The sequence below is a fragment of the Thalassospira xianhensis MCCC 1A02616 genome, assembly GCF_003326475.1.
GTDB classification, from domain to species: domain Bacteria; phylum Pseudomonadota; class Alphaproteobacteria; order Rhodospirillales; family Thalassospiraceae; genus Thalassospira; species Thalassospira xianhensis.
In genome coordinates this window covers 95,906-121,394 of sequence record NZ_JPWA01000011.1, presented here as the reverse complement: position 1 = coordinate 121,394, position 25,489 = coordinate 95,906, and the positions used below count along the sequence as shown (strand labels likewise).

Here is a 25,489-nt window from a genome sequence, read left to right as displayed (position 1 = left end):
TTTCTTCCCTGAATTTTCTTATGATTTGCCAAATTGCGGGCTGCGTTTTTCGACAAAGGCGCTGACACCTTCGCGGAAGTCGTGGCTTCCGGCGCAATTTGTGAAAGCCTTGGCTTCCAGTTCCAATTGTTCGGCCAGATCATGTTCAAGCGCGGTATTGAGCAACGCCTTGGTTCGGGCAAGCGCATCGCGCGGACCGGCGGCAAGGCGGGTTGCATATTTTGCCGTGGCCGATGCCAGTTGATCGGCGGGGACGACCTTGTTGACCAGGCCGCATTCGTGGGCGTCGGTCGCGGTGAACCGGTCACCGAGAAGGGCAATTTCCTTGGCTTTCTTCATGCCGACAAGGCGGGGCAGCGAATGGGTCGATCCGCCATCCGGTGACGTGCCGATATGGATATAGGCCAGTGTGAAAACGGTTTCTTCGGCGGCAACCGCAAGGTCGCAGGCATTCATCAGGCTGATGCCAAACCCGGCAACCGCCCCTTCGAGCTTTGCAATGACCGGACGGGGCAGGGCGGTGAGGCGGATGATGATGTCGTGGACCCGGTTGATCATGGTTTCGATCTGGGGCCGGGATTCTTCCGCCGGGTTTTGCGACAGCTCATAAAAGAACTTCACATCGCCGCCGGCCATGAACGTGCCGCCTGATCCTTCGATAATGACCGCACCGATATTGGCAATGTCCGCCTCGATCCGGTCAAGCGCGGTGCCAAGCCCTTCGATCATGGACTGATCAAGCGCATTCATCCGGTCGGGCCGGTTCAGGGTGATCGTTGCGATCTGATCGGTGATCGCAAGCAAGACGGCATCAGTTGAAGTCATGTGAATTCTCCCGCGGGTTTGCACCCGGTTCTTTTTGTCAGGCGGCAAGCCGTGCTTCGATGGCGGTTTCCATGTCTGGCCAGCCCGAAAGCCAGTCGGGCATGACCGGTGATGTTTCATCCGCACCCACCAGACGGCAAATCTGTTCGGGTGGGACGATGCCATCAGGGCCGACAAACACGGCCTTCACAACGCCCAGTGCCAGTGTCTTGCCCTTCGCGGTAAAGCGCTGTTCCAGATAGAAACCCTTTTCGTCCCAATAAAGCGCCCGGGTTTCGAGACCGAAGCGCTGAAACGGTTTGATCGCGCGCTTGAACCGCATGGTGGACCCGGACACGACAGGCTGCCATTTGCGTTTGAACATCTGTCTTGCGATGCCGTTGCGCAGGATCAGTTCGGTGCGCCCCAGATCCATCAATGCGAAGTACCGCGAATTGGTCATATGGACATTGATATCCAGATCCAATGGCCACGCCCGAAATGACAAGACAGACGGATCAAGCGGGTGCAGACCGGGCCGCAACCAGGACAAGACCAGCACACGGATCAGTCGGAAAATCAGATTCACGACAGGCTCCTTGCGCCAATGCTTGCCGGGTGAGGGATGCGGCCCGTTTGCATGATCAGAACAGATCCTCGTCCAGTTCCATCATGGTGCCAGACCCCGCCATCATCGCGCTGAAAAGTGCGCCAGACTGCGGCAGGATGCGTTCCATATAGAATTTGGCGGTGATCAGTTTCGCCTTATAGAAACCGTCCGGATCGTCGTCCTTTTTGGCAAGGGCGACTTCGGCCATGCGGGCCCACATGAAACCGACCGCGACCAGACCAAACAGACGCAGGAATTCGGTGGCCGCAGCCCCGGCTTCGTTCGGGTTTTTCATGCCGCGTTGGGCCAGTTCACCGGTGGCCTGCTGCAAACGCATGAAGGCCTTTGCCAGTGGCTGAACAAAATCGCCAAGCCCGTCCTTGGAGACGTTGGCTTCGATATATTCCTGCACCGGATGGAAGAAACGCCGAAGGTAACGACCGGCCTTTGCCGGCATTTTACGTCCGACAAGGTCAAGCGCCTGAATGCCGTTGGTGCCTTCGTAAATCTGGGCGATGCGGGCATCACGAACATATTGTTCCATGCCCCATTCTCGGATGTAACCGTGCCCGCCAAAAACCTGCACGCCAAGATTGGTGTTATCGAAACCCCAATCGGTGAACAGGGCCTTGACGATTGGCGTCATCAACTGGACGAATTCGTCGGCTTCTTCGCGTTTGACCGGATCGGCATGGTGTTTGGCGGTATCAAGCGCGCGCGCCACCCAAATGCCCATCGCCCGGCAGCCTTCGTTGGTCGCGCGTGCGGTCAGAAGCATCCGGCGTACATCGGGATGCACCAACAGGGAGTCGGCGGGTTTGTCCGGGCTTTTGGGGCCGGTCAATGCCCGGCCTTGCAGGCGGTCACGGGCATAGGCCGCCGCCCCCTGATAGGCGGCTTCTCCAAGGCCCAGGCCCTGAATGCCGACCGAAAGGCGTTCCTGGTTCATCATGGTGAACATGGCGGGCATGCCTTGGTGCGGTTCACCGACCAGATAGCCGATTGCGCCGTCAAAGTTCATGACACAGGTGGCGGATGCCTTGATGCCCATCTTGTGTTCGATCGACCCGCATTTGACCGCGTTGCGATGCCCAAGGGTTCCGTCGTCGCCAACCATGAATTTCGGGACAAGGAACAGGGAAATACCCTTGGTCCCCTTGGGCGCATCGGGCAGCTTTGCCAGAACCAGATGGATGATGTTTTCCGTCAGGTCATGTTCCCCGGCCGAGATGAAAATCTTGGTGCCGGAAATGGCATAGGATCCGTCTTCACGCGGTTCGGCCTTGGTCTTGATGATGCCAAGATCGGTACCGCAATGCGGTTCGGTCAGACACATGGTGCCAGCCCACGTGCCGTCGACCATTTTCGGAAGATACTTGTCCTTCAGTTCGTTCGAGGCGTGGCTGTGAAGGGCAGCATAGGCCCCAAAAGACAGACCCGGATACATCCCAAATGACAGGTTGGTCGAACAGATCATTTCTTCGACCAGGGCATTGATCGTTTTCGGGGCACCCTGACCGCCATAGACAGGATCGCAGGCAATGCCGGTCCATCCGCCTTCGGCAAAGGTCTGATAGGCTTCCTTGAAGCCCTTGGGCGTGGTGACGACACCATCATCCCAATGACAGCCTTCCTCGTCACCCGAACGGTTGATCGGGAACAGGAGTTCCTCGCAGACCTTGGCGGCTTCTTCGAGAACGGCATCGACAACGTCCGGTGTGAAATCCTCGCATCCGGGCATCTGGTTGATGTCGTTATAGTCAAACAGTTCGGTCAGGACGAAGCGCATGTCGCGCAGCGGTGCTTTATATTGGGCCATTTTTCTGTCCTCCTCGTCCTAGTTTCGCAACGGCTTGCCGGTCAGCAGCATATGCTCGACCCGGGCCATGGTGCCTTCGTTGCGGACCAGACGCATGAAGCCTTCGCGCTCCAGTTCCAGAATATCGTCTTCGGAAAGTTCTTCGGTGACGTCGGTGTCACCACCGGCGAGAACCCTGGCAAGTTCACCTGCGACGACGCGGTCGTAATCGGTGGCTTTGCCGAGGCGATAGAAACCATCAACGGCCATCTCGAAGGCAACCCGTGCGCTTTCGCCCGGAAGGCGATAGGTGAATTCTTCGGGGGCTTCGTAATCCTCGACCATTGAAAGCGCGCGTGCCTTGGCATCGGCCAGCAGACGGTTGCGGTTCATGGTGATGCCATCACCCTCGCGGAAGAACAGGTTTTCCTTGGCTTCCATTGCGGATTTGGCAACGGTTGCCACCGAAATGATTTCAAATGCCTTGGCACTTGGTGCCATCGGGCCCTTGGGGAATTTCGGGTTTTCGGACCAGCGACGGATCATTTCCTTGCACCCGCCCCAGGCCGGGATCAGGCCAACACCGGGCTCGACCAGACCGATATAGGTTTCCCCGTGGGCCTGCACCGCGTCACAATGCAGAAGCACCTCGCAGCCACCGCCCAGTGCCATGCCGCTGGGTGCGCCAACAACCGGGAAGGGCGAATATTTAAGGGCCTTGTAGGTTTCCTGACCGGTTTCAACGAGGTTTTCGATTTCCGGCCACGCGGCGATATTGGCGGCAAACAGCGCCAGACCAAGGTTGGCCCCGGCGGAGAAATTGCTGCCTTCGTTATAGATCACCATTGCCTTGAACTGCTTTTTGACAGTCCGGATGGATGTCTTGACCATGCCAAGAACGTCAGCATCAAGCGCATTCATTTTGGTATGGAATTCAAGGCAGGCAACGCCATCACCGATATCCCAAAGCGATGCGGCGCGGTTACCGACAACCGGTTCAGATTTGCGTTTGATGTCTTCAAGCAGAAGAACACCGTCCGGGCGAACGACCTTGGCGTATTTGCCATCAAAACCAAGGAAGAACAGCGTGCCGTCTTCGACCTTGTAAAACGATTTCCCGGCCGCCTTTTTTAGTAATGCCGGGACCTCGATACCGTCCGCTTCAAGCATGGCAATCAGGGTATCGACCCCGATGGCATCGATCAGTTCGAACGGACCGGTTTTCCACGCATAGCCAAGTTTCATCGCGTCATCGACATCGACAATCGAATTGGCGGCTTCTTCGGCGATGAAGGCGGCATAGGCAATGGTTTTGGCCATCACGGCACGGCCATAAAGGCCCCCCTTGTCCTTTGCTTCCATCATTTTGCGCGGGTCTTTACCGGCAGATCGGACGCTTTCAAGGCGGGCTTTTTCCGATTTGGCAAATTCACCGGTCTGAAGATTGACCGATTCCTTGACCTTTTCGCCCCCTTCACGGTTCAGACGGTAAAAACCACCCTTGCCCTTGCGGCCGGTATAGCCATCCGCGATCAGTTTTCCGACCAGATCACTTTCGCGGTAAATGGCGTGGAACGGATCGGATTTATCAAGGCTACCTGCCATGCTCGATTGGACATGCGGCATCAAATCCAGACCCACCAGATCCATCAGGCCAAAGACACCGGTTTTGGGGATACCGAACGGGCGACCAATGACGCTGTCGGCTTCTTCAACGGTCAATCCCCGGTCCATGGCTTCGACCATTGCGGCCTGAATCCAGTAGACACCAAGGCGGTTGGCGATAAAGCCCGGCTTGTCATGGCAGATGACACAGGTCTTGCCCAGTTTATGGTCGGCAAATTCCGCGACCATGTCGATGACACCGTTTCGGGTGACGTTTGATCCGACCAGTTCCAGCAAACGCATATAGCGCGGCGGGTTGAAGAAATGCGTGATGATGAAATCCTGCGCAAACCCGTCGCCCATGCCATCGATCAATGTGGCAAGCGGAATGGTCGAGGTGTTTGACGAGACAACCGATCCCTTGGCGCGAACCGCGTCAATTTTGCGATACAGATCCTGCTTGATATCCAGGCGTTCGATGACGGCCTCGACGATCCAGTCACATTTGGCCAGTTTATCAAGGTCGTCCTCGATATTGCCGCACGTGATCAGCTTTGCCACGCGTTTGGACATGAACGGGGCCGGATCGGTTTTCAGCATTTTGGCAACCGCACCCTCGGCAACCGCGTTGCGGTTTTTTGATCCTTCGGGAACGATATCAAGCAACAGAACGGGCGTGCCCGAGTTGGCGATATGGGCGGCGATCCCCGCGCCCATAACACCGGCGCCGATAACGGCGACCTGTTTGATTTCCTGGGCCATTACATCGCCTCCAGAATGGTCGCGATCCCCTGACCCCCGCCAATACATTGCGAGGCAAGTGCGTATTTGCCGCCTTCACGTTTCAGTAGGGCGGCGGCCTTGCCAACAATACGTGCGCCCGTTGCGCCAAGCGGATGCCCGATGGCCAGTGCACCACCGTCGATATTGACGGTTTTGATATCCAGACCAAGGTCGGAAATGCTGGCCATTGCCTGCGACGAGAAAGCTTCGTTCAGTTCAACGACATTAAGGTCGGATGCCTTGATACCAGCGCGCGCCAGTGCCTTTTTCGAGGCGCCAACCGGCCCGATTCCCATGATTTCCGGCAGGCAGCCATCGACAGCAACAGATTTGATCCGCGCCAGCGGGGTCAGGCCGTGTTTCTTGGCATATTCTTCGGAGCAAACCAGAACGGCCGATGCGCCATCGGTCAGCGGCGAGGATGTTCCGGCGGTGACAACACCATCCGCCTTGAAGGCCGGTTTCAGATCGGCAAGGCCTTCGGCTGTGGTGTCGCCGCGAATGCAGCCATCTTCGGCGATTGTGCCATCGGGGCCTTCAATCGGGATGATTTCATCGCCAAATTTGCCTGCTGCCTGTGCTGCGGCGGCCTTTTTATGGCTTTCTACGGCAAAGGCTTCCTGATCGGTGCGCGAAAGGCTGTATTTGGTCGCGACATTTTCTGCGGTGTCGCCCATGCCCATATATGCCTCGGGCATTTCCTTATAGAGGGCCGGGTTTGGCATCGGGTTGAAGCCCATCATCGGCACGCGCGACATGCTTTCGATACCGGCACAGATGAAGGCATCACCGGCACCAATCGCGATGGCACCTGCTGCCTGATGGATCGATTGCATGGACGATCCGCAGAAACGGTTGACCGTGACACCGCCAACAGAACGCGGCAGACCGGCAAGGAAAGTGATCAGGCGGGCGACGTTAAGTCCCTGTTCGCCTTCGGGGAAGGCACAGCCCAGAACCAGATCCTCGATCGTGTTGGGATCGATACCGGTTTTTTCCACCAGACCTTTGACAACCTGTGCAGCAAGATCGTCAGGACGGACCTTGGCAAGGGCACCTTTACGTGCCGGGGTGAAAGGCGACCGGACATATCCGGCAATAACGGCATTGGTCATGGCGAAGTATTCCTTCCTGAGCTGTCAGCGATTCCGGAAAGCAATTGTTACGCTACCGGATCGAGTCCTTTTTCTTTAAGCGCATCAATCGATTGTTGTTCGATTTCGCGCAATTCGTCCAAAGTGACGTCCAGTGCCTGGCGTTGATCTTCCAGGGCGTCTATCCGTTCCCGGACGCGGGTCAGCAGCATCTTGATCTGCTCTGCCTGGGTGGGGTCTGCGCCGTAAAGATCCAGATAATCTGCAATCTCCTTCAGCGTGAAGCCCAGCCTCTTGCCCCGCAGGATGATCAGCATTCTTGCCCTGTCCTGCCGGGTGTAGATCCTTGTCGTGCCAGCACGTTGTGGTGCTACGAGACCCTTTTGTTCGTAAAACCGGATGGTGCGTGGCGTAACCCCCAGATTTTCGGCCAGTTCGGGAACGGTATAAAACCGGTCGTCAATTTTCGTCATTTGATCGCCCTTATGGTATATATTTTTATCTTTACGTCAATTAGTTTACGTTAACGTCACTTTGATTTTTTCCGTTATGTGTGACATGACGTTAACGTATTGAATTATTGTGCTTTTCCTTCGCGTTTTAGGCGTTCTTCCTCGACCAGTTCTTTTTTCGACAATTTGCCGACCATGGTTTTTGGAAGTTCTTCCCTGATCTCGATTTCGCGTGGCATTTCGATTCTCGAAATCTTGTCGTCAAGGAACATCCGAAGATCTTCTGCGGTCACGCCTGCGGCGTCGTCTTTCAGGCGGACAAAGGCCTTTGGTGCCTGACCGCGATATTGATCCGGTACACCGATAACCGTGACCTCGGCGATCTGTTCATGAAGGTAAAGCGCTTCTTCAATGGCGCGCGGATAGACATTGTAACCGCTGCATAAAATAACGTCTTTCAGTCGATCAACCAGAAATATATATCCGTCCTGATCGGCATAACCCACATCGCCGGTCTTGAGCCAGCCATCGACAAAGGTTTCCTTGGTTGCGGCGTCGTTCTGCCAGTATCCTGGCATCACCTGCGGGCCGCGAACGCAAACCTCGCCTTTCTCACCGGTCGGCATGATCTGATCCGGTCGGTCAAGCGACCTGATCTGGATTTCGGCGCCGGGCATCGGGATACCTATCGATCCTTCTTTGTTGATGCCTTTTATCGGGTTGCATGTGCAGACGGGGCTTGCTTCGGTCAGGCCATAACCTTCGACTACTTTGGCGCCGGTGATTTCTTCAAACCGGTGTTTGACTTCAACAGGAAGCGGCGCACCACCCGAAATACAGCAGCGGACTGAAGACAGATCATGCTTTGGCGTTTCAGGTGAGTTATTGATCGCGGTATAGATTGTCGGGACACCCGGGAAGATCGTAACGTTTTTCTTGTCGAGTGCCTTTAGTAGGGCATCAAGTTCAAAGCGCGGTTGCAAAACAAGTTCCGCGCCAAGATTGATCGACGTGTTAAGCGCCACGGTCATGGCAAAGACGTGGAAAAATGGCAGCACACACAGTGTGACTTCATGGCCGGGATTTGCATCGGGCATCCAGCGTGTCAGCTGATCGACATTGGCGCTGAGATTCCCGTGGGTCAGCATTGCCCCCTTGGGGCGGCCGGTTGTGCCGCCGGTATATTGCAATACCGCCAGGTCGTTGACCGTCACGTCGGCACCGAAATTTATGGGTTTGCAGTCGATCAGCCGGGAGAAGGGGATATGACGCAGATCTTTGGGGATTTCGGCAAGCTCACTACGCTTGAACAGGCTGAAAAGAACGCTTTTGACCGGCGGCAGGATATCGCTCATCTCGCAGACGACGATCCGTTTCAGACAGGTTACGTCAAGGCAATCGGCAACCTTGGAATAAATCTGCTTCAGATTAAGCGTTACCATCAGGCGGCAACCGGAATCCTCGATCTGGTAGGCGATCTCGCGCTTGGCATAAAGCGGGTTGAAATTGACAACGACACCACCGCATTTCAGCACGGCATAGTAGCAGATCACGTAATAGGGGGTGTTGGGCAGGCAAAGGCCGACCTTGTCACCTTTACGCACGCCAAGCTGATGAAAGCCTTCTGCGACGCGATCAATCTGTCTGGAAATGTCTTCGTAGTCGTAAATACGACCAAGGAAATCAAGACATGGGCGCTTGGCAAAACGCTTTGCGGCATCATCAAAAATCTCGTGAACCGGGCGCATGCGCACCGGCGAGCTGACATCGACACCATTTTGCAGGACAGGCGCGTCTTGGACGTTTATTTGGTTCATACGCGTTAACTCCATTACGTTAACGTCACTTTGCGGGCAAAAAAAACCGCCCGGTGCGGAATGGCAAACTGCCATCCCGCATCGAACAGTATAACCGATCAGAACTTGAAATTCGCCTGTAGAGCGATGATGTCGACGTGCGCATCGTAGTCGGCTGCATAGCTGCCAAGGAATGTATCCGTTTCGTCAACCCGTGCCGAGTTTGCGAAGACGTGGGTATATCCAAGGCTTACGGCCGCCCAGTCTGCAACCTTGTATGCGGCACCAAGTGAGACCCAATACCGGTCGGAATCAGGCAATCTCACATTGCGATATTCGGTTTTTATTGGCGATTCATCAAAGGCGACGCCACCCGTAAAGGACCAGTTATCGTCATACTGGTATCTTGCGCCAAGTGATGCAAACCAAGCGCTACCCCACTTGTATTCGTCAGAGGTTGAGCTTTGCGTTCCGGCTTGTGGACTAATATCGCCATCATAGTTGAAGGTGAGCGTGTCGATGGAGTTCCAGTTGGTCCACTGGGCGTCTGCCATAACGGTCCACTGACTGCTCAGCTTCTGGGAGACGCCAAAGGTGATTGATTCTGGTGTGATGACTTCTGCCGTTGCATTCCTGTCTGTATAGCCAAGTGCGTTGGCGGCTGTATCAAAGTCTATTTTGCCGTCAAGTTCGTGCTTGATTTCAGAGTTGTAGGAAAGACCGAGTTTCGTGCCATCAATCACTTCCCAGTTGATACCAGCAGCCCAGCCGGCATCCACTGAATCACCACTTACTTCACTGTTTCCTTCGCCCGCACCAGCAAGATTTGGAACCGATCGGGCGAGCGACGCATCCATCTGCTGAATTTGAGGTCCAGCACCGATCGACAACCCGTTATCAAATCTATAGGCAAGAACAGGCTTGATATTTATGGTCTGGATTTTGGAGGTTGTGCCATAAAAGCGCCCTGCAAAATCAGGTTCATAGTCAGTGACCAGTCCCCATGGTGACGTAATTGAAACACCCAGATTTAACTGTTCATTAAGTTTCCAGACAGCATGTGCGTTGGGAACAAAGGCATCTTGCGCCATATCTTTATAGCTGCCGTTGTTGAAGGTCTGAGTGTTTGTGACAAGGCCTCCGGATGCCTCAATGTTTTTCGCTTTCGCGACAGGCATAATCAACGTGCCACCAACACTGTAGCTCGTTTCCTTATATTGCCCGACGGTACCGGGGTTATAAAACATGGTCGATGCATCGGTTGAGAGCGTCGACATACCAGCAAAGCTGGAACCCTGTAATGTGCCGCTGGTTTCGCGTACCTGAAAACCTGATGCATGCGCGCTACCGCTTGCGGCAAGGGCGCAGATGAGTGCTGTTCCGGAAGCTGCCCCCCACAGGCAGCCTTTCTTGAATTTGGACGTCATGGGTATCTCCCTGGATCTAAACGGTTTTGGAATTTGCGCTTTTTGCGCCCGCTTTTATTTTTGAAGGTCTTTGGCATCGACCCGGATAAAGTCGATGTCGTAACCCTTTCTTTTGAAACTTGTTTTCAGAAGCCTGCCGTCGTCGCCATACCAGAGATCGCGTTGGACATCCCCGGTCATGACATAGTGTGTGGCGGGTATTTCCCGGTTATTGATGGCAAGTGTTTCTGTCCCGGTTTTCCGGGTTGTCACAGCGTAAGGTTCGGCATTGATTACGCTGTAAAGGCTTGTTTTCGTGGTGACGTCCTCGCGCCAGAGCGTAAGGGGCCATGCACCATCGCAGGCATCGCGTTTCGCAACACCCTTGCCGGCGACCTCGAAACAGCCACCTTCGTATTCAGCCTTGTAGACATATGGGGTGCCGTCATCATTTGTGTCGGTATCAACGGACACAAGTTGATCGTTCCGCCATTTTTCAAGGCGTGAATGGCCATACTGGAATTGAAGGAAAAGGACTTTCACATCGGTGCGTGTGGTGATGGCGGCTGTATAACCATCGGGCGTGTCGGTGATTTCGACCGTTTCAAAGCCGATGGGTTCACCATCCTTCAAGACCTGGTAATTCAGCGTTTCGTCGGCATGTGCCGATGAGATTGCACCAAGGCTTCCGATCAGGCCGGCGGCCAAAGTGCAAAGAACGGTGCTTTTGATAAAGCTGTGCCGCATCCCTGTTCCCCTGACGATAGAAATCAATCCAGCATGGATGAAAGTTTTGCCGCGACTCCCATGGAGCCCTTGATCTTGAGCTTGCCCATTGTAAAGGCGAGCATCGGATCAAGTTTGCCGGCAATCATCTTTTCCAGATTGGCTTTCTTGATTTTCAGGATGCAGTCCGCGTCGCTGATATCATCATCGCTGATTTCCGGTTCCGGACCGGTGGCATCAATGACGATATGCCCGTCCTCTCCGCAATCGAAGGCAACCACGGCATTAAGACCGCGCAATTGCGGAAGTTTCTGTTTTACGGATTCGAGGATATCCTCCACGAACGCCTCCCTGTGAAGCTGATGTTGTTTTTTTGTTTATGTCAGCACTGTAACGCAAAGTGACGTTAACGTAAAACAAATTACTATATGGATACTTCTGCGCCTATTAAGTCACTGATTTGGATAAATAATCAACTGCCTTATTGTTCCCTGAAATAGCAAAAGACCCGGAAGTTCCGGGTCTTTTGGGAGATATCAGGATACGATTACGCGTATAAGTCGTAATCCGGAGCCAGGATCTCAGGATACAATCTGCCAATTGCCGTCAGGCTGCATGCAGGCTGTGCCGTAGCTTTGCTGTTGCCTTCCGCCGATGACAGTTGTTGCCGTGTATTCGCGGCAGTAACGGCCAGCCGTGTTCTGCCATGTCCGGGTTGGCGTCATGTTGAACTGGCGTTGCGAATCGGGGTTGATCCAGCGCGCTGTCTGCCCGTCGGGAATTTGCTGCAATGCATATCCCGTGCAGGCAACGTCAGCCTGATCAAGGCTTTGCCCCACGGAGTATCCACCCAGCAGGCCCAGGATGGCGCCGCCAATCATTGCCGCGTCACGACCGCTGCCTTTGCCGATTGTCGATCCGATTGCAGTCCCTGCGCCGCCACCGATCAGTGCGCCAATCACATCGCGGTTGCATCGCAGGAAATTGCCATCCGAAACAAACATGTCGGACCGATAACCACGGTCATAATTCTTGTGGTGATAATGCTTGTTTTTTTGTTTCGCCCGATAACCGTGTGCAGGTGCCCAGGACGGCGGATCTGCAAAGGCGGTCGTCGGAATTGCGACAGGTGCGGCAATTCCGACCGAAATGGCAATCGCCATAACGCGTCGGGTCCATTTTGAATGTGTCATTTCCGGCGCTCCTCATTTTCATGAAGAATGTAGCCGGCACCCGTGCCGACCAGCCCGCCGATCACAGCGCCGCAGGAAATACATCCACCGGTAACTGCTGTACCAACAACGCCAACGCCAGCGCCGATGGCGGCACCGCTCAGCATTTTCTGGTCTCTATCACCCAAACCGCTGCAGGCCGATAATCCCAATGTGCTCGCAACGGCCAATGTAATGGCTATGTGTCGCATCTCTCTCATGTCCTTCCCTTTTTGTTTTATCGCGGCGGTATTTCGGGAAATGGATAAACCACCGATGAAAGCAGTCTGATCGGGCAATAAGGAAGGCATTGGGCCGCTTTAAGGAGAGAGTGCGGCAGATAAGGTAACAAAAAGGCATTCGGGAATGCCTTGATTCAGAACGCGTTTCCGCAGGTGATTGATGCGATTTTGAAACATCATTTGCGTTGAAACGGTTCAAACATCCCGATAGCTTGTTGGCGCTCATAAGCGCGATAACAAAACCGCCAAGATACCAAGGGAAACGTCATGACATTTGCCGCGTGGTTGTCTGTTGCGACAATCTGCATTCTGGGTGCGATGACACCCGGTCCCAGCCTTGCGGTTGTTTTGCGTTATTCCGTCGGACAATCCCGTCAGGCAGGATTTGCATGTGCGGTGGCGCATGGATTGGGCGTCGGTTTTTATGCCGTCATCACCATGACCGGCCTTGGCATACTTTTCCAGACGGTTCCGGCATTTCGCAATATCGTCAGCGTTCTTGGCGCACTTTATCTGATCTATCTGGCGATCAGGGCATGGCGTGCGGCAGGATCGGGTGCGCGGTTCGAGTCCGAGCAGGGCGGGCAGGTTGCCGAAACAATGACGCAGGCGGCGCGTGACGGTTTCATGATCGCGTTTCTGAACCCGAAGATCGCGCTGTTTTTCCTGGCCCTGTTCAGTCAGTTCGTGTCCCCGGAATTTGAATGGGGCGGTAAATTCCTGCTGGCTTTCACCGCGGCGGGGATTGATGCGGCCTGGTACTGCCTTGTTGCGGTCGGTTTGTCGCATGGCGCGGTTTTGCCATGGCTGCGCGCACACTCGATGTGGATCGAACGCATCATCGCGATATTGTTTGTCGTGATTGCGATGCGGGTCATCATTGGCATATTGCCGGTTTGATCAAACGAGTTTTTGATCGCCCGGTTAGCCTGTCTGCGACGCAAAGCTTTTTACTTCTTCGATGATCCAGTTCCGGAACGCCCGCACCGTTGGGCGGTTCCAGCGGGATTCCGATGACACGAGCCAGTAGGCATAGGGCGTCGGGGCGCAGATTTTGAACGGTTCAATCAGATCGCCATTGCGCAATGCGTCCTGAATGATGACGGGCCAGCCAAGCATTGCACCATGTCCGGCCATTGCGGCTTCAAGTGCGAGATATCCGTCGGAAAATGTGATTTCCTGCCCCGAAAGTGGTTCATCCGTTCCGGCCGCATTGAGCCAGTCCTGCCAGGCGAAAAAACTGAGGCGGTCGACAATGCGGGGCCCGCGCGCGATGTCGGCCGGCTCGCGAAAGCGGTCCTTGAGTGATGGGGCGCAAACCGGCAGCATCTGCTGTTCAAGAAGCTTGTGCACCCGCAATCCTTCCCAGCCACCGCGGCCGAACCGTACCCCGATGTCAACATCGTCACGATCAAACGATGTCAGCCGATTGTCGGTTGAAATCCGGATATCAATTTCCGGATGGCGGTCACGGAACCGGCCAAGACGCGGCACCAGCCATTTTCCGGCAAAAATCACCCCGGTTGTCACGGTCAGAACGTTTTCGTCCTGTCGGGTTGCTGCGGCAATGCTGTCGCGGATGCGGGTAAATGCATCGCTTAATCCCGGCAGTAATCGTTGACCCGCTTCGGTCGGGATCATGCCCTTGTCGGTTCGGGCAAAAAGCTCCAGCCCCAGAAATTGTTCAAGCGTTTTAAGCTGCTGGCTAACTGCACCTGGCGTGACGTTGAGTTCGTCGGCCGTGCGCAGAAGTGTTCCGTTTCGGCCAATCGCCTCGGCGGCGCGCAGACTGTTTAACGGGGGAAGTGGCGTTCGTTTCATTTTAGAAAATCTAAAATCGTTTCAAAATCCATGAATTGAACCATTCACACGATCTGCATGAATGTCAATCATGCAATGCCCGCTGATCCCGGATCGGCAGAGCAGAAGATTTAGTTCATCTAAAGGTGGAAGGTGAAATGAAGGATTTCCTGTGCGGTCTTTTTCAGATGTTCTTTGCGCCACCGGCCGATCCCGATCCCTTGGCAGGTTTCACGCCCCGGATGCTTGACGATCTGCCATTGCGCCCGTGCGGTGTTTTTACGGGCTACCGTCATTTTCAAAATACAGGAGAACATGATGAGCATCGCGAAAACGACGAAAACTCATCCGTATCATATCGTTGATGTTTTTGCGTCATCGGTGCTTGGCGGCAATCCGCTTGCGGTGGTGATGGATGCGGATGATTTATCGACCACCGTGATGCAGGCGATATCGCGCGAGTTCAATTTGTCTGAAACGACCTTCCTGATGCGTCCGAAAACTGCCGGCGGTGCGGATTGGAAACTTCGCTCCTTTACCGGTGCGGGGGTCGAGGTTGGCGGAACCGGTCACAATGCTTTGGGGGCATGGTGGCTGCTTGGTCATCTTGGTTTGCTACCCGCCGGTCAGAGGGAATTTACCCAGGAAATCGGTGGTCGTGATCTGCCTGTTGAAGTCCTGAAAGGAAAAGACGGGATTACTGTGACCATGGATCAGGCACCAGCAGAAGGCCGGGCGGTTCTTTCTGATCTGGATGCGCTTGCCTTGGTGCTTGGTATTTCGCGTGACGACATTGGTATTGGCAATGTACCGGTGCAAACCGTTTACACCGGCACGGCACATCTTCTGGTCCCGATGCGTAGCCGATCTGTCATTACCAATGTGGAACCCGATGTGCGCCGTCTTCGCGATATTCTGGCAACGGTTGGGGCGGAGGGGATTTATCTGTTCTCGCTTGATCCGGAAGACAGAAGCATGACCGCGCATGCGCGTTTCTTCAATCCGATTGCCGGTATTGTCGAGGACCCGGCAACGGGCAGTGCCGCGGGGCCGCTGGCCTGGCAATTGGCGAAGTACGGTTATGCGGATGTGAACGCATCGGTCAGGATCATACAGGGCGTTGAAATGGACCGGCCCAGTGTGATTCGCATCGAGCTGGATGGTGATTTCATCAAATTGTCTGGTGGTGCGGTGCTTGCGGCATCCGGGGAATTATTTGTGTAAGGGCAGCTTCGTTTTTACAAGGGTGACCGGCGGGGAGGGCTTGTTTTGCCTTGCCGGCAATCCCGAATTGTCGGATTTGCGTTGAGCGACCCGGTTTCTGCGGCTAGCATGCGGCCAAACAAAGCAAAATTCTGGAAACGTTCGAAAATCTGCCAAAAGTGCCACGGGTGACACATATATTATGTCCCCATGTCGCGGACAAAATCAGACAGGTTCTCGTACTGCTTCCGTAGTTTTGCAGCTCGTTTCCGCAATTTCGGGCTTTCAGGCCCGTGATACTCAGGCTTTCCCCGCCACCACCCTTGCCGGAGTATTCCGATGACCCAAAATCAGGACGGTGTTGCACCGTCTGAAACCTTGTCTGCTGTGTCCCCAACGCAGCAGAATGAAGACATTCGATCCGCCGATCCTGCAGCGCGAGGATTTCGTCACCTTGGTCCGCATATCGGCTTTTTGCTGGCCTTGTTGCTTTTGGCGGCGAACATGCGTGGCAGTATCGTTGCCATGGGGCCGCTTGCCGAGATTGTCGGCGTTGATCTGCAGCTTTCGGGCGTGCAGCTTGGTCTGCTGACGACGATCCCGGTCCTTAGTTTTGGCGTATTGTCGATCTTCGCCCCACGCCTTGGGCAGCGGTTCGGGTTGGAGGCAACGCTTCTGACCATGCTGCTGTTTATTGCGGTGGGGCAGGGCCTGCGTGCGACCGGCAGCTATGGCATCATGATCGTTGGCACGATCATTCTTGGATCGGCGATTGCTGTTTTAAACGTGCTAACACCGTCGCTGGTGCGGCGCAGTTTCCCGACCCGTGTTGCGCTGATCACCGCACTTTACACCTTTACAATGTCGACAGGTGCAACTGTTGCAGCATTCGTTGCCATTCCGATACGAAATGCGGCAGATGGTGATTGGCGGTATTCATTGGGGATCTGGGCGGTGTTTGCAGCCCTTGCCTTTCTATTGTGGCTGCCAATGTTGCGTTACCGCCACAAGGGACCTGCACCCGTTTCTGTCACACAGGTTTCGCTGTGGAAAAATGTCGAGGCATGGTGGCTTGCCCTGTTTTTCGGGTGCCAGTCGCTGATGTTTTATACAGGCACGGCCTGGGTCGCGAAGGTCTTCATCGATAGCGGCATTTCCGAGGGAGAGGCCGCAACCCTTCTGACCATCTTTAACGTGTTTGGTATCCCGGCCGCGTTTGCCGCACCGCTGATCTATTCGAAAATCGCCAACAAGAAACTGGCGATGGTCATTTTGCATGTTCCGCTGATGATCGGTATTCCGGGGTTTGTTTTTGCCACGACCGAGCTTCCCTATCTTTGGGCGTTCTGCATGGGGCTTGGACAGGGGGCGATGATCAGTATTGCATTGACGCTGGTGGGTATCCGCGGCGCGGACCCGCAGACTTCGGCACGGTTGTCGGGTATGTGCCAGTCGGTCGGCTATTTGCTGGCCGCGGTCGGCCCGGTTTTGTTTGGGGCCCTGCATGATGTGCTTGGCAACTGGGAGGCGGCCTTGTCCTTCCTGTTTGCGATTGTGTGTATTCAGATGATTGCAGCCCTTCGTGCGGGATCGGCACAAAAGATCGGCGGATAACGTTTCACGTATCGCTTTTATCAGACTCGATTGCCCGGACATTAGACCGTCCGGGCTTTCTTTTGAGCGGGAGTGAGTTACTCGACGGCTTCGGAAAGTGGGGTGATATTGCGTGCTTCGTTTGCCAGTTGATCGAGTTTCTGCAGGACGTCATGGGTCGCGGTTTCCATGCGGGCGAAGGCCTTTTCCGCGGCAATAATGTCGCGGTTCTTGAAGGCAGTGACCGCCGCATGACCGGCTTCGTGTTGAGCCAGATGCGGTGCCCGGATTGCATCGAAAGACGGAAGATGGCGGAACGGCTTTGATGCTGGGCTGTCATACCATTTGCCAAACCGGCAGGTTTTGGCATCGCCCATATGGATATCGGAGCTGCTGCCCAGTCCGGCCAAAAGTTCGGCAACGGATTTGAAGAAGACGGCATGTTCGGCGCGGGCACTTCGTATGGTCCGGTTTGGAATTTCATACTGAACCAGTTCGGAAACCTGTGTTTCGATCAGGCCTTCGACCTGTCCGATAACACCAATGGCGGACCGGATGGCTGCAACCTGCCCGCCGGTTTGCCCGGCGATGCCGGTAATGCCATCGCGGACGGCATCGGTTGCCTTGTTCTGTTCATCAAGGATGGTTGAAATATCGGCGATACGACGCGTCGTGTCTTCCATCTTGGTGCCGATGTCGCCCATTTCGCGAGCAACGTCATTCATCACATTCTGGCCGCGTGATACGGCATCATTGCCGCGCGCCATGGCATCAACAATACCCTGTGTTTCGCCCTGCAGATTGACAATGCGGCTGCGGATTTCCTCGGTCGCGCGGGCGGTCTGCTGGCTAAGGGCCTTGACCTCGCCCGCGACGACGGCAAATCCCTTGCCGGCTTCGCCCGCGCGGGCGGCCTCGATTGTGGCGTTGAGCGCCAGAAGGTTGGTTTCGGCAGCAATTGCTTCGATTGATGCGACGATCTCGCCGATTTTTTCGGATGCCTCGGCCAGGGCGTCGACCCGGCCTGATGCATCGGAAACCGCGTGTGCAATGTCATCCATGCTGCCAACCGCTTCCTTGACGGTTTGCTGGCCATTGCGTGTGGCGGTGATGGCATCGGTCGCGTTATCGGCAGCAGCGCGGCCATTCTCGGCAATGTGGCTGATGCCTGAAACCATTTGATCAATGGCGGCCGAAATCGATTGTGCCTTGCGGTCGACATCCTCGATGACATTCATCATGCGGGCATTGGATACGGCACTTTGATTGATCGCAACGGACAGATCCATCGTGCGATCAAGCTGCTGATCGGCGAAGGCATTTTCCGATGCGTTATGGCGTTTGATAGCACTGGCATCGCAATAGGCGGTCAGCGTCAGTTCGATATCAAGCAGCATCACCGAGGTGAGCGAGGTGACAATGCTTGCCGCCTGACCGGCGTTCCATCGATGGCGGGTAATGATCGCCTCGATCAGGGCATCGGTGATCGCATTATAGGTCGCGATGTAAAGTTTGGGGGTAATGCCGTGGGCTTCGTGGGCCTGGCCGATCTGGCTGGCCTGGATGACGAAAGCCTCGTCAATCTTGCCGTCAAACAGGTTTTTCCAGTGATTTTGCAATGATTTCGTCAGGGATGCGATGGTCGCATCCGAAAGCGGGGTGGCTTTCAGATCGTCACTTTGGCTGATGGTTTTGTAAAAGCCCTCGGCGCGCTTGGCGGATTGATCGTGGATCAGTCCGGATGCCTTGCGCAAAGCGCCAAACGTTCTGGGCAGAACATTATAAAGCGCCAGACGATTTTCCAGTTGCGACACAGCCAATTCCCCTTACCCCGGTCTGACCGCGCGGATGGCGGTTCTTATACATATGGGTGGGAACTTTAGGGTTGGCGAATTCAATCGGCAATGAAATTCGTTGTCAGGATATATGATCAGTTGGTGTCATGCGGCGGTTGATTGTGCTGATTCCGCCCTGCATGTCGCGATGATCCAGTCGCGGAAGGCGCGAACCGCAAAGTTGTTTTCCTTTTCTTCGGGATAAACAACGTAATAGGCATGCCGGTTGGGGATCGAGACGTCAAACGGGGCGACAAGCCGCCCGTTATCAAGTTCTTCGCGCACCAGAAATTCCGGCAGAAGGGCCAGCCCCAATCCGGCAACGGCGGCCTGAATCACCATGTGGAAATGTTCGAACCGGGGACCGGCAAGTTCATCCACAACCGCAACACCGGTGGCGGCCAACCAGTCCTGCCAGGCGCGTGGACGGGTGGAATGTTGCAACAGGGTGCAATTGCGGACCCGTTCGCGCGCAATCGGCAGATCGTCGTTTTCCTTAAGGATTTTGGGCGCGCAAACCGCAATCAGGGTTTCGCCCATCAGGCGGTGAAACACGCAGCCGGGCATGTTGTCTTCGCCAAAATGGATGGCGATATCGATGCCTTCGCGGCTGAAATTGAATTCGCGGGTCTGGGTGATCAGGTTAAGCTGGATATCGGGCCATGTGGTTTTGAAATCCCCCAGTCGCGGCACCAGCCAGCGTGCGCCAAAGGTCGGCAATGTCCCGACATTCAGCATCCCGCCGGCATCGGAATAAGCCATGACCTGCAGGGTTGCGGCTTCTGCCCGGTCGAGAAGGTCGCGCACCTGTGCGGCATAGGCTTCGCCCGCCGCCGTCAGTTTCAGGCGTTTTTTTACCCGGCGAAAAAGATCCCGGCCCAGATATTCCTCTAGTGCGCGGATCTGGCGGCTAATGGCGCTTTGCGTCACATTCAGTTCCTCGGCCGCACGGGTAAAGCTGAGATGCCGGGCGGAGCTTTCGAAAAATTGCAGGGCTGTCAGGGACGGCAGGACGCGACGCATGTGTTTTGATCCCCAAGTTCATTACCAAATGGAATGATATGGTGCGAATATATCGTTTGTTAGAATTCCTGCCAAGCCTTAGCATTTCAATGGTTCGGAACCCCTCGTGCCACCACATGATCCTTCCGGACAGTAAAATTGATCGGGTAATTGATAATATTACGGAAGGAGAGGCAGAAATGCCCCAGCTAGTTAAATCCCCGCTAGACAGCCAGCTTGGTGCCGTTCTCAAGGCTGTTCTTGGTGCGGAAAAAGCCGATTATCTGTTTCGGATGATTGATGTGAATGACCGGCTTTTGGCCGATCCTGCGAATGATGCCGGAAAAGTCAGCCGCCTGACGATGGCGCAGGCGCTTAACATGATCCTGTTTGATGGTCTTTTGGAAGCCGTTCCCGAAGGCAAAGCCTATTCCGAGGATAAACTGGCCGCGGGCGAGCCGATCATTTTCGATCATGGTGCCATTCGTACCGTCGATGGCCCGGCGACCGGGGATTTGCCGCGCGGTCATGTTGCCATCGCGCGCATCCTTGCCCCGCTTGGATTTGATGTTGCTGGTCTTTACCCGCTGTCGCGTTTGAAAATGACGGGTCGGGCGTTTTGCCATGCAGATGAGCCGGAACTGATCGCGCAGTTTTTTGTATCCGAGCTTCATGTCGAAGAATTCAGCTCGGCCTTTCAGCAGGCGGTTGCCAATACGGTTGGCAAATCGGTTGATCCGCTGTCACCCGGTGCCAAGGTCCTGCTGGATCAACTGGCTGCTAACGGCAATATCGGCTTTGCCGATGCGACCAAGCTTCTGCCGGTTCTGGTCAAATGTTTCGGCGCGCAGCACGGCCCGGTATCCGAGGCCGATTATGAGGTCCTTTTGGCAGAGTCGGCCGAAATGGCGTGGATTTCAACCGAAGGCAACGCATTCAACCATGCAACGGATCGGGTTGACGATATCGAGGCGGTCGCCGACGAACAGCGCGCCAAAGGCCGTCCGATGAAGGAGAAGGTCGAAATTTCCAGCACCGGATCGGTGCGTCAGACCGCATTCAAGGCAACCCGTGTCCTGCGTCAGATGCGCGATGCCAATGGCGATCTGGTGACCCGCGATGTGCCCGGTTCCTTCTATGAATTCATCAGCCGTGATCACGTGCGTGACGAGACGACCGGTGAACAAAAACTTGATCTGCGATTTGACAGCAGCAATGCGCAGGGCATCTTTAAAATGACCGCCGGAAGCAAGGCGGCATAAGGAAGCAAAAAGGCCGGAATGCCGGAACGGATTATACCGTTCCGGTTTCAAAACATTCTATCGGGTGACAGGCGATCATGGGATCAGTGGACGAAAATTATGATGTCATCATTGTTGGTGGGGCTGTTATCGGAAGCTCCGCCGCATGGTTTTTGACCGGGCGGGATGATTTCAAGGGCCGGGTTCTGGTCATTGAAAAAGACCCGAATTATGAATTCTGTTCGACAACCCTGTCGGCGGCCTCGATCCGTCAGCAGTTTTCGACCCCGATCAATATTGAAATGTCGGGTTTTGGCATTGAATTCCTGCGCAACCTGAAACGTGATCTTGATCCCGAAGTCGATATTTCCTTCCATGAAAAGGGCTATCTGGTTCTGGCGACCGAATCCGGGCGCGATATCCTGCGGCAGAATCACGCAACCCAGACCAAGCTGGGGGCTGATATCGTCTGGATGGAACCCGACGAACTGGCGGCCAAATATCCGTGGATGAATATATCCGATCTGGCGGCGGCCTGCTGGGGCCGTACCGGCGAGGGATGGTTTGATGCCTATTCCCTGATGCAATCCTTCCGCAAACAGGCCCGCCGTCAGGGGGCCGATTATATCGACGGCGAAGTCGTCGAGGTTCTGCGTGATGGCGATCAGGTCACGGGTGTGGTTCTGAAAGACGGACGGCGGTTTGGGTGTGGCGTGCTTGTCAACGCCGCGGGAACCGGTGGATCAAAAGTTGCCCGCATGGCGGGGCTGGAGATCCCGGTCGAGCCGCGCAAACGGTGCATCTTTGTGTTTGATTGCCGTGATGCGGCCGACATTAACGCGTCCTGCCCGATGCTGATTGATCCAAGTGGCCTTTATGTACGTCCCGAAGGTGATCTTTTCATTACCGGGATTGCACCGCCCGCGGATCGTGACCCGGAATGCTGGGACTTCGAAGTCGATTACAGCCTGTTTGACGATATCATCTGGCCGGGACTTTACGAGCGTTGCGAACGGTTCGAGGCGATCAAGATGGTCAATGCCTGGGCCGGGCATTATTCCTATAACCTGCTGGATCAGAACGCGATTATCGGTCCGCATCCCGAGGTAAAGAACTTCTTCTTTGCCAATGGTTTTTCGGGCCATGGCTTGCAGCAAAGCCCGGCAGTTGGCCGTGGTCTTTCGGAACTGATCGTCGCAGGCCACTACCAGACCCTTGATATGTCCGTATTCGGGTATGAGCGCATCCGCGACAATGCCCCGGTTCTGGAACTGAATGTAATTTAAATCGGTTTCGTAACGAATGTTCGAAATCAATATCTTAACGATGAAAGCCGGAGCAACCCCACATGCCCCGTGATGATATGACCAACCAGACACAAGATGCCGTGATGGACGCCGCCACCATCACGGCACGCCAGAAACACAGCGTTTCAAACGGTATTCGCAATGTGCATCCGGTCTATATGGATCGGGCACTGAATGCCGAAATCTGGGATATTGACGGCAATCGCTATATCGATTTCGTTGGCGGGATCGGGGTGCTGAATACCGGGCATCGCAATCCGGTCGTGATGGCCCGTGTGGCCGAGCAGTGCGAACGTTTTACCCATTCCTGCTTTAACGCGTTGCCCCATGAACCTTATGTCGCGGTGACGGATTGGCTTGCGGAAAACTGCCCGATCGAAGGTCCGGCGAAATCAATGCTGACCAATTCCGGGGCGGAGGCGATGGAAAATGCCCTGAAACTTGCGCGTGCCTTTACAGGCCGGACGGGTGTTCTGGCCTTTGAAGGGGCGTTTCATGGTCGCACCCTTGCGACCCTTGCGCTGACGGGTAAAACCAAACCCTACAAGACCGGGCTTGGGCCGCTTCCGGGGCCGGTTTACCATTTGCCATATCCCTGCCGTGAAACCGGTGTATCGGTGGCCGATGCAATGGACGCAATTGCCAAATTATTTGCCGTATCGGTCGATCCGGGCAGCATTGGTGCCGTGGTGATCGAACCCGTGCAGGGCGAAGGTGGTTTCAGGGCCTGTGACGCGGAATTTCTTGTCGAACTGCGCCGTCTTTGCGATGCCAATGGCATGGTTCTGATTGCTGATGAAATCCAGTCGGGCTTTGGCCGGACGGGTAAAATGTTTGCCATCGAGCATGCCAATGTCTGCCCCGATATTATCGTGATGGGCAAGGGTATTGGCGGTGGTTTTCCGCTGGCTGCGATTACGGGGGCGGAGGATGTGATGAATGCCCTGATGCCCGGTGGTCTGGGCGGGACTTATTCCGGCAATCCGGTGGCGTGTGCGGCGGCAACCGGTGTGTTCGAGGTGCTGGAAACAGACGGCATTTTGAACCGTGCCAAGCAGCTTGGCGAAAAATACGCCACCCATATTTCCTGGTTGCGCGATTTGCCCGGTGGGCATGTGATTGGCGCGATGCGGGGTATTGGCGCGATGCGCGCCTTCGAACTGATTGCAGATGACGGGGCACCGTCGCCGAAACGTCTGCAAACATTATTGCAACTGGCTCGTGCAAGCGGGCTATTGTTGATGCCAAGTGGTGAACACGCCAATGTGGTGCGCCTTCTGGCCCCGCTGACCATTCCGTTCGAACAGGTCGATGAAGCTTTTGCGATCATCGGCAAGTTGCTGCCAAAGCTGGCAGCGGTATCGGATGCGGATGACCGGTCGTGATCGCCGTAAAATTCAAAAAGAAGGGAGCTTAACCGTGAGTTTCAAAAACATTCTGACCGAACTGGGCCTGTCCGAGGCCGAGATTTCCAATGGTACGCTTAAGGTTCAGACCCCGGTTGACGGTTCTGAAATTGCGGCTGTTGCCGAGACCGACCCGTCGGAAATGAACGACATCATTGCGCGTTCGAAAAAGGCATTTGCCCAGTGGCGTCAGGTGCCCGGTCCGCGCCGCGGTGAACTGGCCCGTCTTCTGGGTGAAGAACTGCGCGCGGCCAAGGAACCGTTGGGTCGTCTGGTATCGCTTGAATGCGGCAAGATCTATCAGGAAGGTCTTGGCGAAGTTCAGGAAATGATCGATATCTGCGATTTCGCCGTAGGCCTGTCGCGTCAGCTTTACGGTCTGACCATCGCGTCCGAACGTCCGGGCCATAAGATGATGGAAAACTGGCATCCGCTGGGTGTTGTTGGCGTCATTTCCGCGTTTAACTTCCCGGTTGCCGTCTGGTCATGGAACACTGCCCTTGCACTGGTCTGCGGAAACTCGGTGATCTGGAAACCGTCGGAAAAAACCCCGCTGACCGCACTTGCCTGCCAGAAAATCTTTGAAAAGGCATTGGCGAAATTTGGCGATGCGCCAGAAGGCCTGCATCATGTCGTTATCGGTGATCGCCGTATTGGCGAAGCCCTTACCGACAGCCATGATGTGGCACTTGTTTCGGCAACGGGTTCGACCCGCATGGGCCGCGAAGTTGCCCCGCGTGTAGCGGAACGTTTTGGCCGTACCATCCTGGAACTGGGTGGCAACAACGCGATGATCGTTACCCCGTCTGCCGACCTTGATATGACCGTGCGTGCGGTGGTCTTCTCGGCGGTTGGGACCTGTGGCCAGCGTTGCACATCCTTGCGTCGCGTGATTGTCCATAAAGACGTCAAAGACGAATTGCTGCCGAAAATCGTTGCTGCCTACAAGTCGGTCAAGATTGGCGACCCGCTTGCCGATGGTACGCTTGTCGGTCCGCTGATTGACGAGGACAGCTTCAACAACATGCAGACTGCCCTTGCCAATGCGAAAAAGGATGGCGGGAAAGTGCATGGCGGTGAACGTACACTGGCCGATCAGTATCCGAACGCCTATTACGTCACCCCGGCGGTTGTTGAAATGCCGTCCCAGACCGAAACCGTGCGCAACGAGACCTTTGCGCCGATCCTGTATGTCATGACCTATGAAACGCTTGAAGAAGCCATTGCGCTTCAGAACGGCGTGCCACAGGGGCTGTCATCCTGCATCTTCTCGACCGATCTGCGGGAAACCGAATTGTTCCTGTCGGCTGTTGGTTCGGATTGCGGTATTGCCAACGTCAATATCGGTCCGTCCGGTGCGGAAATCGGCGGCGCGTTTGGCGGCGAAAAAGAAACCGGTGGCGGACGTGAATCGGGTTCGGACGCATGGAAAGGCTATATGCGCCGTGCGACCAACACGATCAACTATTCCCGCGAATTGCCGCTGGCGCAGGGGATTAAATTCGATATCTGATCCGGCGCTCAATCAGCTTGATATCAAACCCCGTCGGTTCGCCGGCGGGGTTTTTATTTACC

The 25,489-nt window shown here is 55.2% G+C and carries 23 protein-coding genes; 8 read left to right on the top strand and 15 right to left on the bottom strand.

The window, feature by feature from the left end:
* Positions 1–18 precede the first annotated feature (18 nt).
* From TH5_RS11095 to TH5_RS25315, 12 genes are all read right to left on the bottom strand, one after another.
* The gene (locus TH5_RS11095) at positions 19–825 is read right to left on the bottom strand and encodes an enoyl-CoA hydratase/isomerase family protein (RefSeq protein WP_114121915.1); all 807 of its coding nucleotides are present in this window, start codon (positions 823–825) and stop codon (positions 19–21) included.
* A gap of 37 nt (positions 826–862) precedes the next feature.
* Positions 863–1,393 (bottom strand): thioesterase family protein, encoded by a 531-nt coding sequence (locus TH5_RS11090; protein WP_114121914.1) that lies wholly within the window; start codon positions 1,391–1,393, stop codon positions 863–865.
* Positions 1,394–1,448: 55 nt separating this feature from the next.
* Positions 1,449–3,233 carry an acyl-CoA dehydrogenase C-terminal domain-containing protein gene (locus TH5_RS11085; RefSeq protein ID WP_114121913.1) on the bottom strand — a complete coding sequence of 595 codons (1,785 nt, stop codon included), beginning with the start codon at positions 3,231–3,233 and terminating at the stop codon, positions 1,449–1,451.
* Positions 3,234–3,251: 18 nt separating this feature from the next.
* On the bottom strand, positions 3,252–5,579 hold the full coding sequence (locus TH5_RS11080) for a 3-hydroxyacyl-CoA dehydrogenase/enoyl-CoA hydratase family protein (protein WP_114121912.1): 2,328 nt from the start codon (positions 5,577–5,579) through the stop codon (positions 3,252–3,254).
* Positions 5,579–6,715 carry a thiolase family protein gene (locus TH5_RS11075; protein WP_114121911.1) on the bottom strand — a complete coding sequence of 379 codons (1,137 nt, stop codon included), beginning with the start codon at positions 6,713–6,715 and terminating at the stop codon, positions 5,579–5,581. The genes TH5_RS11080 and TH5_RS11075 overlap by 1 nt, the downstream gene beginning before the upstream one ends.
* Before the next feature lie 47 nt (positions 6,716–6,762).
* The gene (locus TH5_RS11070; protein ID WP_114121910.1) at positions 6,763–7,167 is read right to left on the bottom strand and encodes a MerR family transcriptional regulator; all 405 of its coding nucleotides are present in this window, start codon (positions 7,165–7,167) and stop codon (positions 6,763–6,765) included.
* 104 nt (positions 7,168–7,271) lie between these two features.
* Positions 7,272–8,963 (bottom strand): long-chain-fatty-acid--CoA ligase, encoded by a 1,692-nt coding sequence (locus TH5_RS11065; RefSeq protein WP_114121942.1) that lies wholly within the window; start codon positions 8,961–8,963, stop codon positions 7,272–7,274.
* Positions 8,964–9,061: 98 nt separating this feature from the next.
* Positions 9,062–10,369: an OmpP1/FadL family transporter gene (locus TH5_RS11060; RefSeq protein WP_114121909.1), complete on the bottom strand. Its 1,308-nt coding sequence runs from the start codon at positions 10,367–10,369 to the stop codon at positions 9,062–9,064.
* Between the two features lie 54 nt (positions 10,370–10,423).
* A complete protein-coding gene (locus tag TH5_RS11055; protein ID WP_114121908.1) occupies positions 10,424–11,095 on the bottom strand; it encodes a DUF6134 family protein in 672 nt (223 codons plus the stop codon).
* Between the two features lie 23 nt (positions 11,096–11,118).
* The gene (locus TH5_RS11050) at positions 11,119–11,415 is read right to left on the bottom strand and encodes an SCP2 sterol-binding domain-containing protein (RefSeq protein WP_062950372.1); all 297 of its coding nucleotides are present in this window, start codon (positions 11,413–11,415) and stop codon (positions 11,119–11,121) included.
* A gap of 240 nt (positions 11,416–11,655) precedes the next feature.
* Positions 11,656–12,267, bottom strand: coding sequence for an RT0821/Lpp0805 family surface protein (locus TH5_RS11045; protein WP_114121907.1), 612 nt, complete (start codon positions 12,265–12,267; stop codon positions 11,656–11,658).
* Positions 12,264–12,596: a hypothetical protein gene (locus tag TH5_RS25315; protein WP_147250095.1), complete on the bottom strand. Its 333-nt coding sequence runs from the start codon at positions 12,594–12,596 to the stop codon at positions 12,264–12,266. The genes TH5_RS11045 and TH5_RS25315 overlap by 4 nt, the downstream gene beginning before the upstream one ends.
* 198 nt (positions 12,597–12,794) lie before the next feature.
* On the opposite strand from TH5_RS25315, the gene TH5_RS11040 reads away from it, so the two are divergent.
* On the top strand, positions 12,795–13,427 hold the full coding sequence (locus TH5_RS11040; RefSeq protein WP_062950376.1) for a LysE family translocator: 633 nt from the start codon (positions 12,795–12,797) through the stop codon (positions 13,425–13,427).
* Positions 13,428–13,451: 24 nt separating this feature from the next.
* Here the strand turns inward: TH5_RS11040 and TH5_RS11035 are convergent, their stop codons facing one another.
* On the bottom strand, positions 13,452–14,348 hold the full coding sequence (locus TH5_RS11035) for a LysR substrate-binding domain-containing protein (protein ID WP_062960495.1): 897 nt from the start codon (positions 14,346–14,348) through the stop codon (positions 13,452–13,454).
* Between the two features lie 137 nt (positions 14,349–14,485).
* Between TH5_RS11035 and TH5_RS25495 the strand changes: the two genes are divergently transcribed.
* From TH5_RS25495 to TH5_RS11025, 3 genes are all read left to right on the top strand, one after another.
* Positions 14,486–14,692 (top strand): hypothetical protein, encoded by a 207-nt coding sequence (locus TH5_RS25495; protein ID WP_167443526.1) that lies wholly within the window; start codon positions 14,486–14,488, stop codon positions 14,690–14,692.
* Positions 14,646–15,551: a PhzF family phenazine biosynthesis protein gene (locus TH5_RS11030; RefSeq protein ID WP_114121906.1), complete on the top strand. Its 906-nt coding sequence runs from the start codon at positions 14,646–14,648 to the stop codon at positions 15,549–15,551. The genes TH5_RS25495 and TH5_RS11030 overlap by 47 nt, the downstream gene beginning before the upstream one ends.
* 318 nt (positions 15,552–15,869) lie before the next feature.
* The gene (locus tag TH5_RS11025) at positions 15,870–17,144 is read left to right on the top strand and encodes a CynX/NimT family MFS transporter (RefSeq protein ID WP_114121905.1); all 1,275 of its coding nucleotides are present in this window, start codon (positions 15,870–15,872) and stop codon (positions 17,142–17,144) included.
* Positions 17,145–17,221: 77 nt separating this feature from the next.
* Here the strand turns inward: TH5_RS11025 and TH5_RS11020 are convergent, their stop codons facing one another.
* The gene (locus tag TH5_RS11020) at positions 17,222–18,937 is read right to left on the bottom strand and encodes a methyl-accepting chemotaxis protein (RefSeq protein WP_167443525.1); all 1,716 of its coding nucleotides are present in this window, start codon (positions 18,935–18,937) and stop codon (positions 17,222–17,224) included.
* Positions 18,938–19,063: 126 nt separating this feature from the next.
* Complete coding sequence (gene gcvA, locus TH5_RS11015) at positions 19,064–19,981, bottom strand: transcriptional regulator GcvA (RefSeq protein ID WP_114121903.1); 918 nt, start codon at positions 19,979–19,981, stop codon at positions 19,064–19,066.
* A 179-nt stretch (positions 19,982–20,160) separates the two neighbouring features.
* Here gcvA and TH5_RS11010 point away from each other — a divergent pair, with 179 nt between their 5' ends.
* The 4 genes from TH5_RS11010 (at position 20,161) to amaB (ending at position 25,427) form a co-directional block, all read left to right on the top strand.
* Positions 20,161–21,222: a DUF1338 domain-containing protein gene (locus TH5_RS11010; RefSeq protein ID WP_114121941.1), complete on the top strand. Its 1,062-nt coding sequence runs from the start codon at positions 20,161–20,163 to the stop codon at positions 21,220–21,222.
* A gap of 77 nt (positions 21,223–21,299) precedes the next feature.
* Complete coding sequence (locus TH5_RS11005; RefSeq protein ID WP_114121902.1) at positions 21,300–22,487, top strand: NAD(P)/FAD-dependent oxidoreductase; 1,188 nt, start codon at positions 21,300–21,302, stop codon at positions 22,485–22,487.
* A gap of 62 nt (positions 22,488–22,549) precedes the next feature.
* Positions 22,550–23,893: an aspartate aminotransferase family protein gene (locus TH5_RS11000; RefSeq protein ID WP_114121901.1), complete on the top strand. Its 1,344-nt coding sequence runs from the start codon at positions 22,550–22,552 to the stop codon at positions 23,891–23,893.
* Positions 23,894–23,927: 34 nt separating this feature from the next.
* A complete protein-coding gene (gene amaB / locus TH5_RS10995) occupies positions 23,928–25,427 on the top strand; it encodes an L-piperidine-6-carboxylate dehydrogenase (RefSeq protein WP_114121940.1) in 1,500 nt (499 codons plus the stop codon).
* Positions 25,428–25,489 lie beyond the last annotated feature (62 nt).

What these genes read in the sequence shown, in the direction of transcription:
- TH5_RS11095 (WP_114121915.1), bottom strand. Translation starts at nt 825, where the DNA reads ATGACTTCAACTGATGCCGTCTTGCTTGCGATCACCGATCAGATCGCA.
- TH5_RS11085 (WP_114121913.1), bottom strand. Translation starts at nt 3,233, where the DNA reads ATGGCCCAATATAAAGCACCGCTGCGCGACATGCGCTTCGTCCTGACC.
- TH5_RS11080 (WP_114121912.1), bottom strand. Translation starts at nt 5,579, where the DNA reads ATGGCCCAGGAAATCAAACAGGTCGCCGTTATCGGCGCCGGTGTTATG.
- TH5_RS11075 (WP_114121911.1), bottom strand. Translation starts at nt 6,715, where the DNA reads ATGACCAATGCCGTTATTGCCGGATATGTCCGGTCGCCTTTCACCCCG.
- TH5_RS11070 (WP_114121910.1), bottom strand. Translation starts at nt 7,167, where the DNA reads ATGACGAAAATTGACGACCGGTTTTATACCGTTCCCGAACTGGCCGAA.
- TH5_RS11065 (WP_114121942.1), bottom strand. Translation starts at nt 8,963, where the DNA reads ATGAACCAAATAAACGTCCAAGACGCGCCTGTCCTGCAAAATGGTGTC.
- TH5_RS11060 (WP_114121909.1), bottom strand. Translation starts at nt 10,369, where the DNA reads ATGACGTCCAAATTCAAGAAAGGCTGCCTGTGGGGGGCAGCTTCCGGA.
- TH5_RS11055 (WP_114121908.1), bottom strand. Translation starts at nt 11,095, where the DNA reads ATGCGGCACAGCTTTATCAAAAGCACCGTTCTTTGCACTTTGGCCGCC.
- TH5_RS11045 (WP_114121907.1), bottom strand. Translation starts at nt 12,267, where the DNA reads ATGACACATTCAAAATGGACCCGACGCGTTATGGCGATTGCCATTTCG.
- TH5_RS25315 (WP_147250095.1), bottom strand. Translation starts at nt 12,596, where the DNA reads ATGCCTTCCTTATTGCCCGATCAGACTGCTTTCATCGGTGGTTTATCC.
- TH5_RS11040 (WP_062950376.1), top strand. Translation starts at nt 12,795, where the DNA reads ATGACATTTGCCGCGTGGTTGTCTGTTGCGACAATCTGCATTCTGGGT.
- TH5_RS11035 (WP_062960495.1), bottom strand. Translation starts at nt 14,348, where the DNA reads ATGAAACGAACGCCACTTCCCCCGTTAAACAGTCTGCGCGCCGCCGAG.
- TH5_RS25495 (WP_167443526.1), top strand. Translation starts at nt 14,486, where the DNA reads ATGAAGGATTTCCTGTGCGGTCTTTTTCAGATGTTCTTTGCGCCACCG.
- TH5_RS11030 (WP_114121906.1), top strand. Translation starts at nt 14,646, where the DNA reads ATGAGCATCGCGAAAACGACGAAAACTCATCCGTATCATATCGTTGAT.
- TH5_RS11025 (WP_114121905.1), top strand. Translation starts at nt 15,870, where the DNA reads ATGACCCAAAATCAGGACGGTGTTGCACCGTCTGAAACCTTGTCTGCT.
- gcvA (WP_114121903.1), bottom strand. Translation starts at nt 19,981, where the DNA reads ATGCGTCGCGTCCTGCCGTCCCTGACAGCCCTGCAATTTTTCGAAAGC.
- TH5_RS11010 (WP_114121941.1), top strand. Translation starts at nt 20,161, where the DNA reads ATGCCCCAGCTAGTTAAATCCCCGCTAGACAGCCAGCTTGGTGCCGTT.
- TH5_RS11005 (WP_114121902.1), top strand. Translation starts at nt 21,300, where the DNA reads ATGGGATCAGTGGACGAAAATTATGATGTCATCATTGTTGGTGGGGCT.
- TH5_RS11000 (WP_114121901.1), top strand. Translation starts at nt 22,550, where the DNA reads ATGCCCCGTGATGATATGACCAACCAGACACAAGATGCCGTGATGGAC.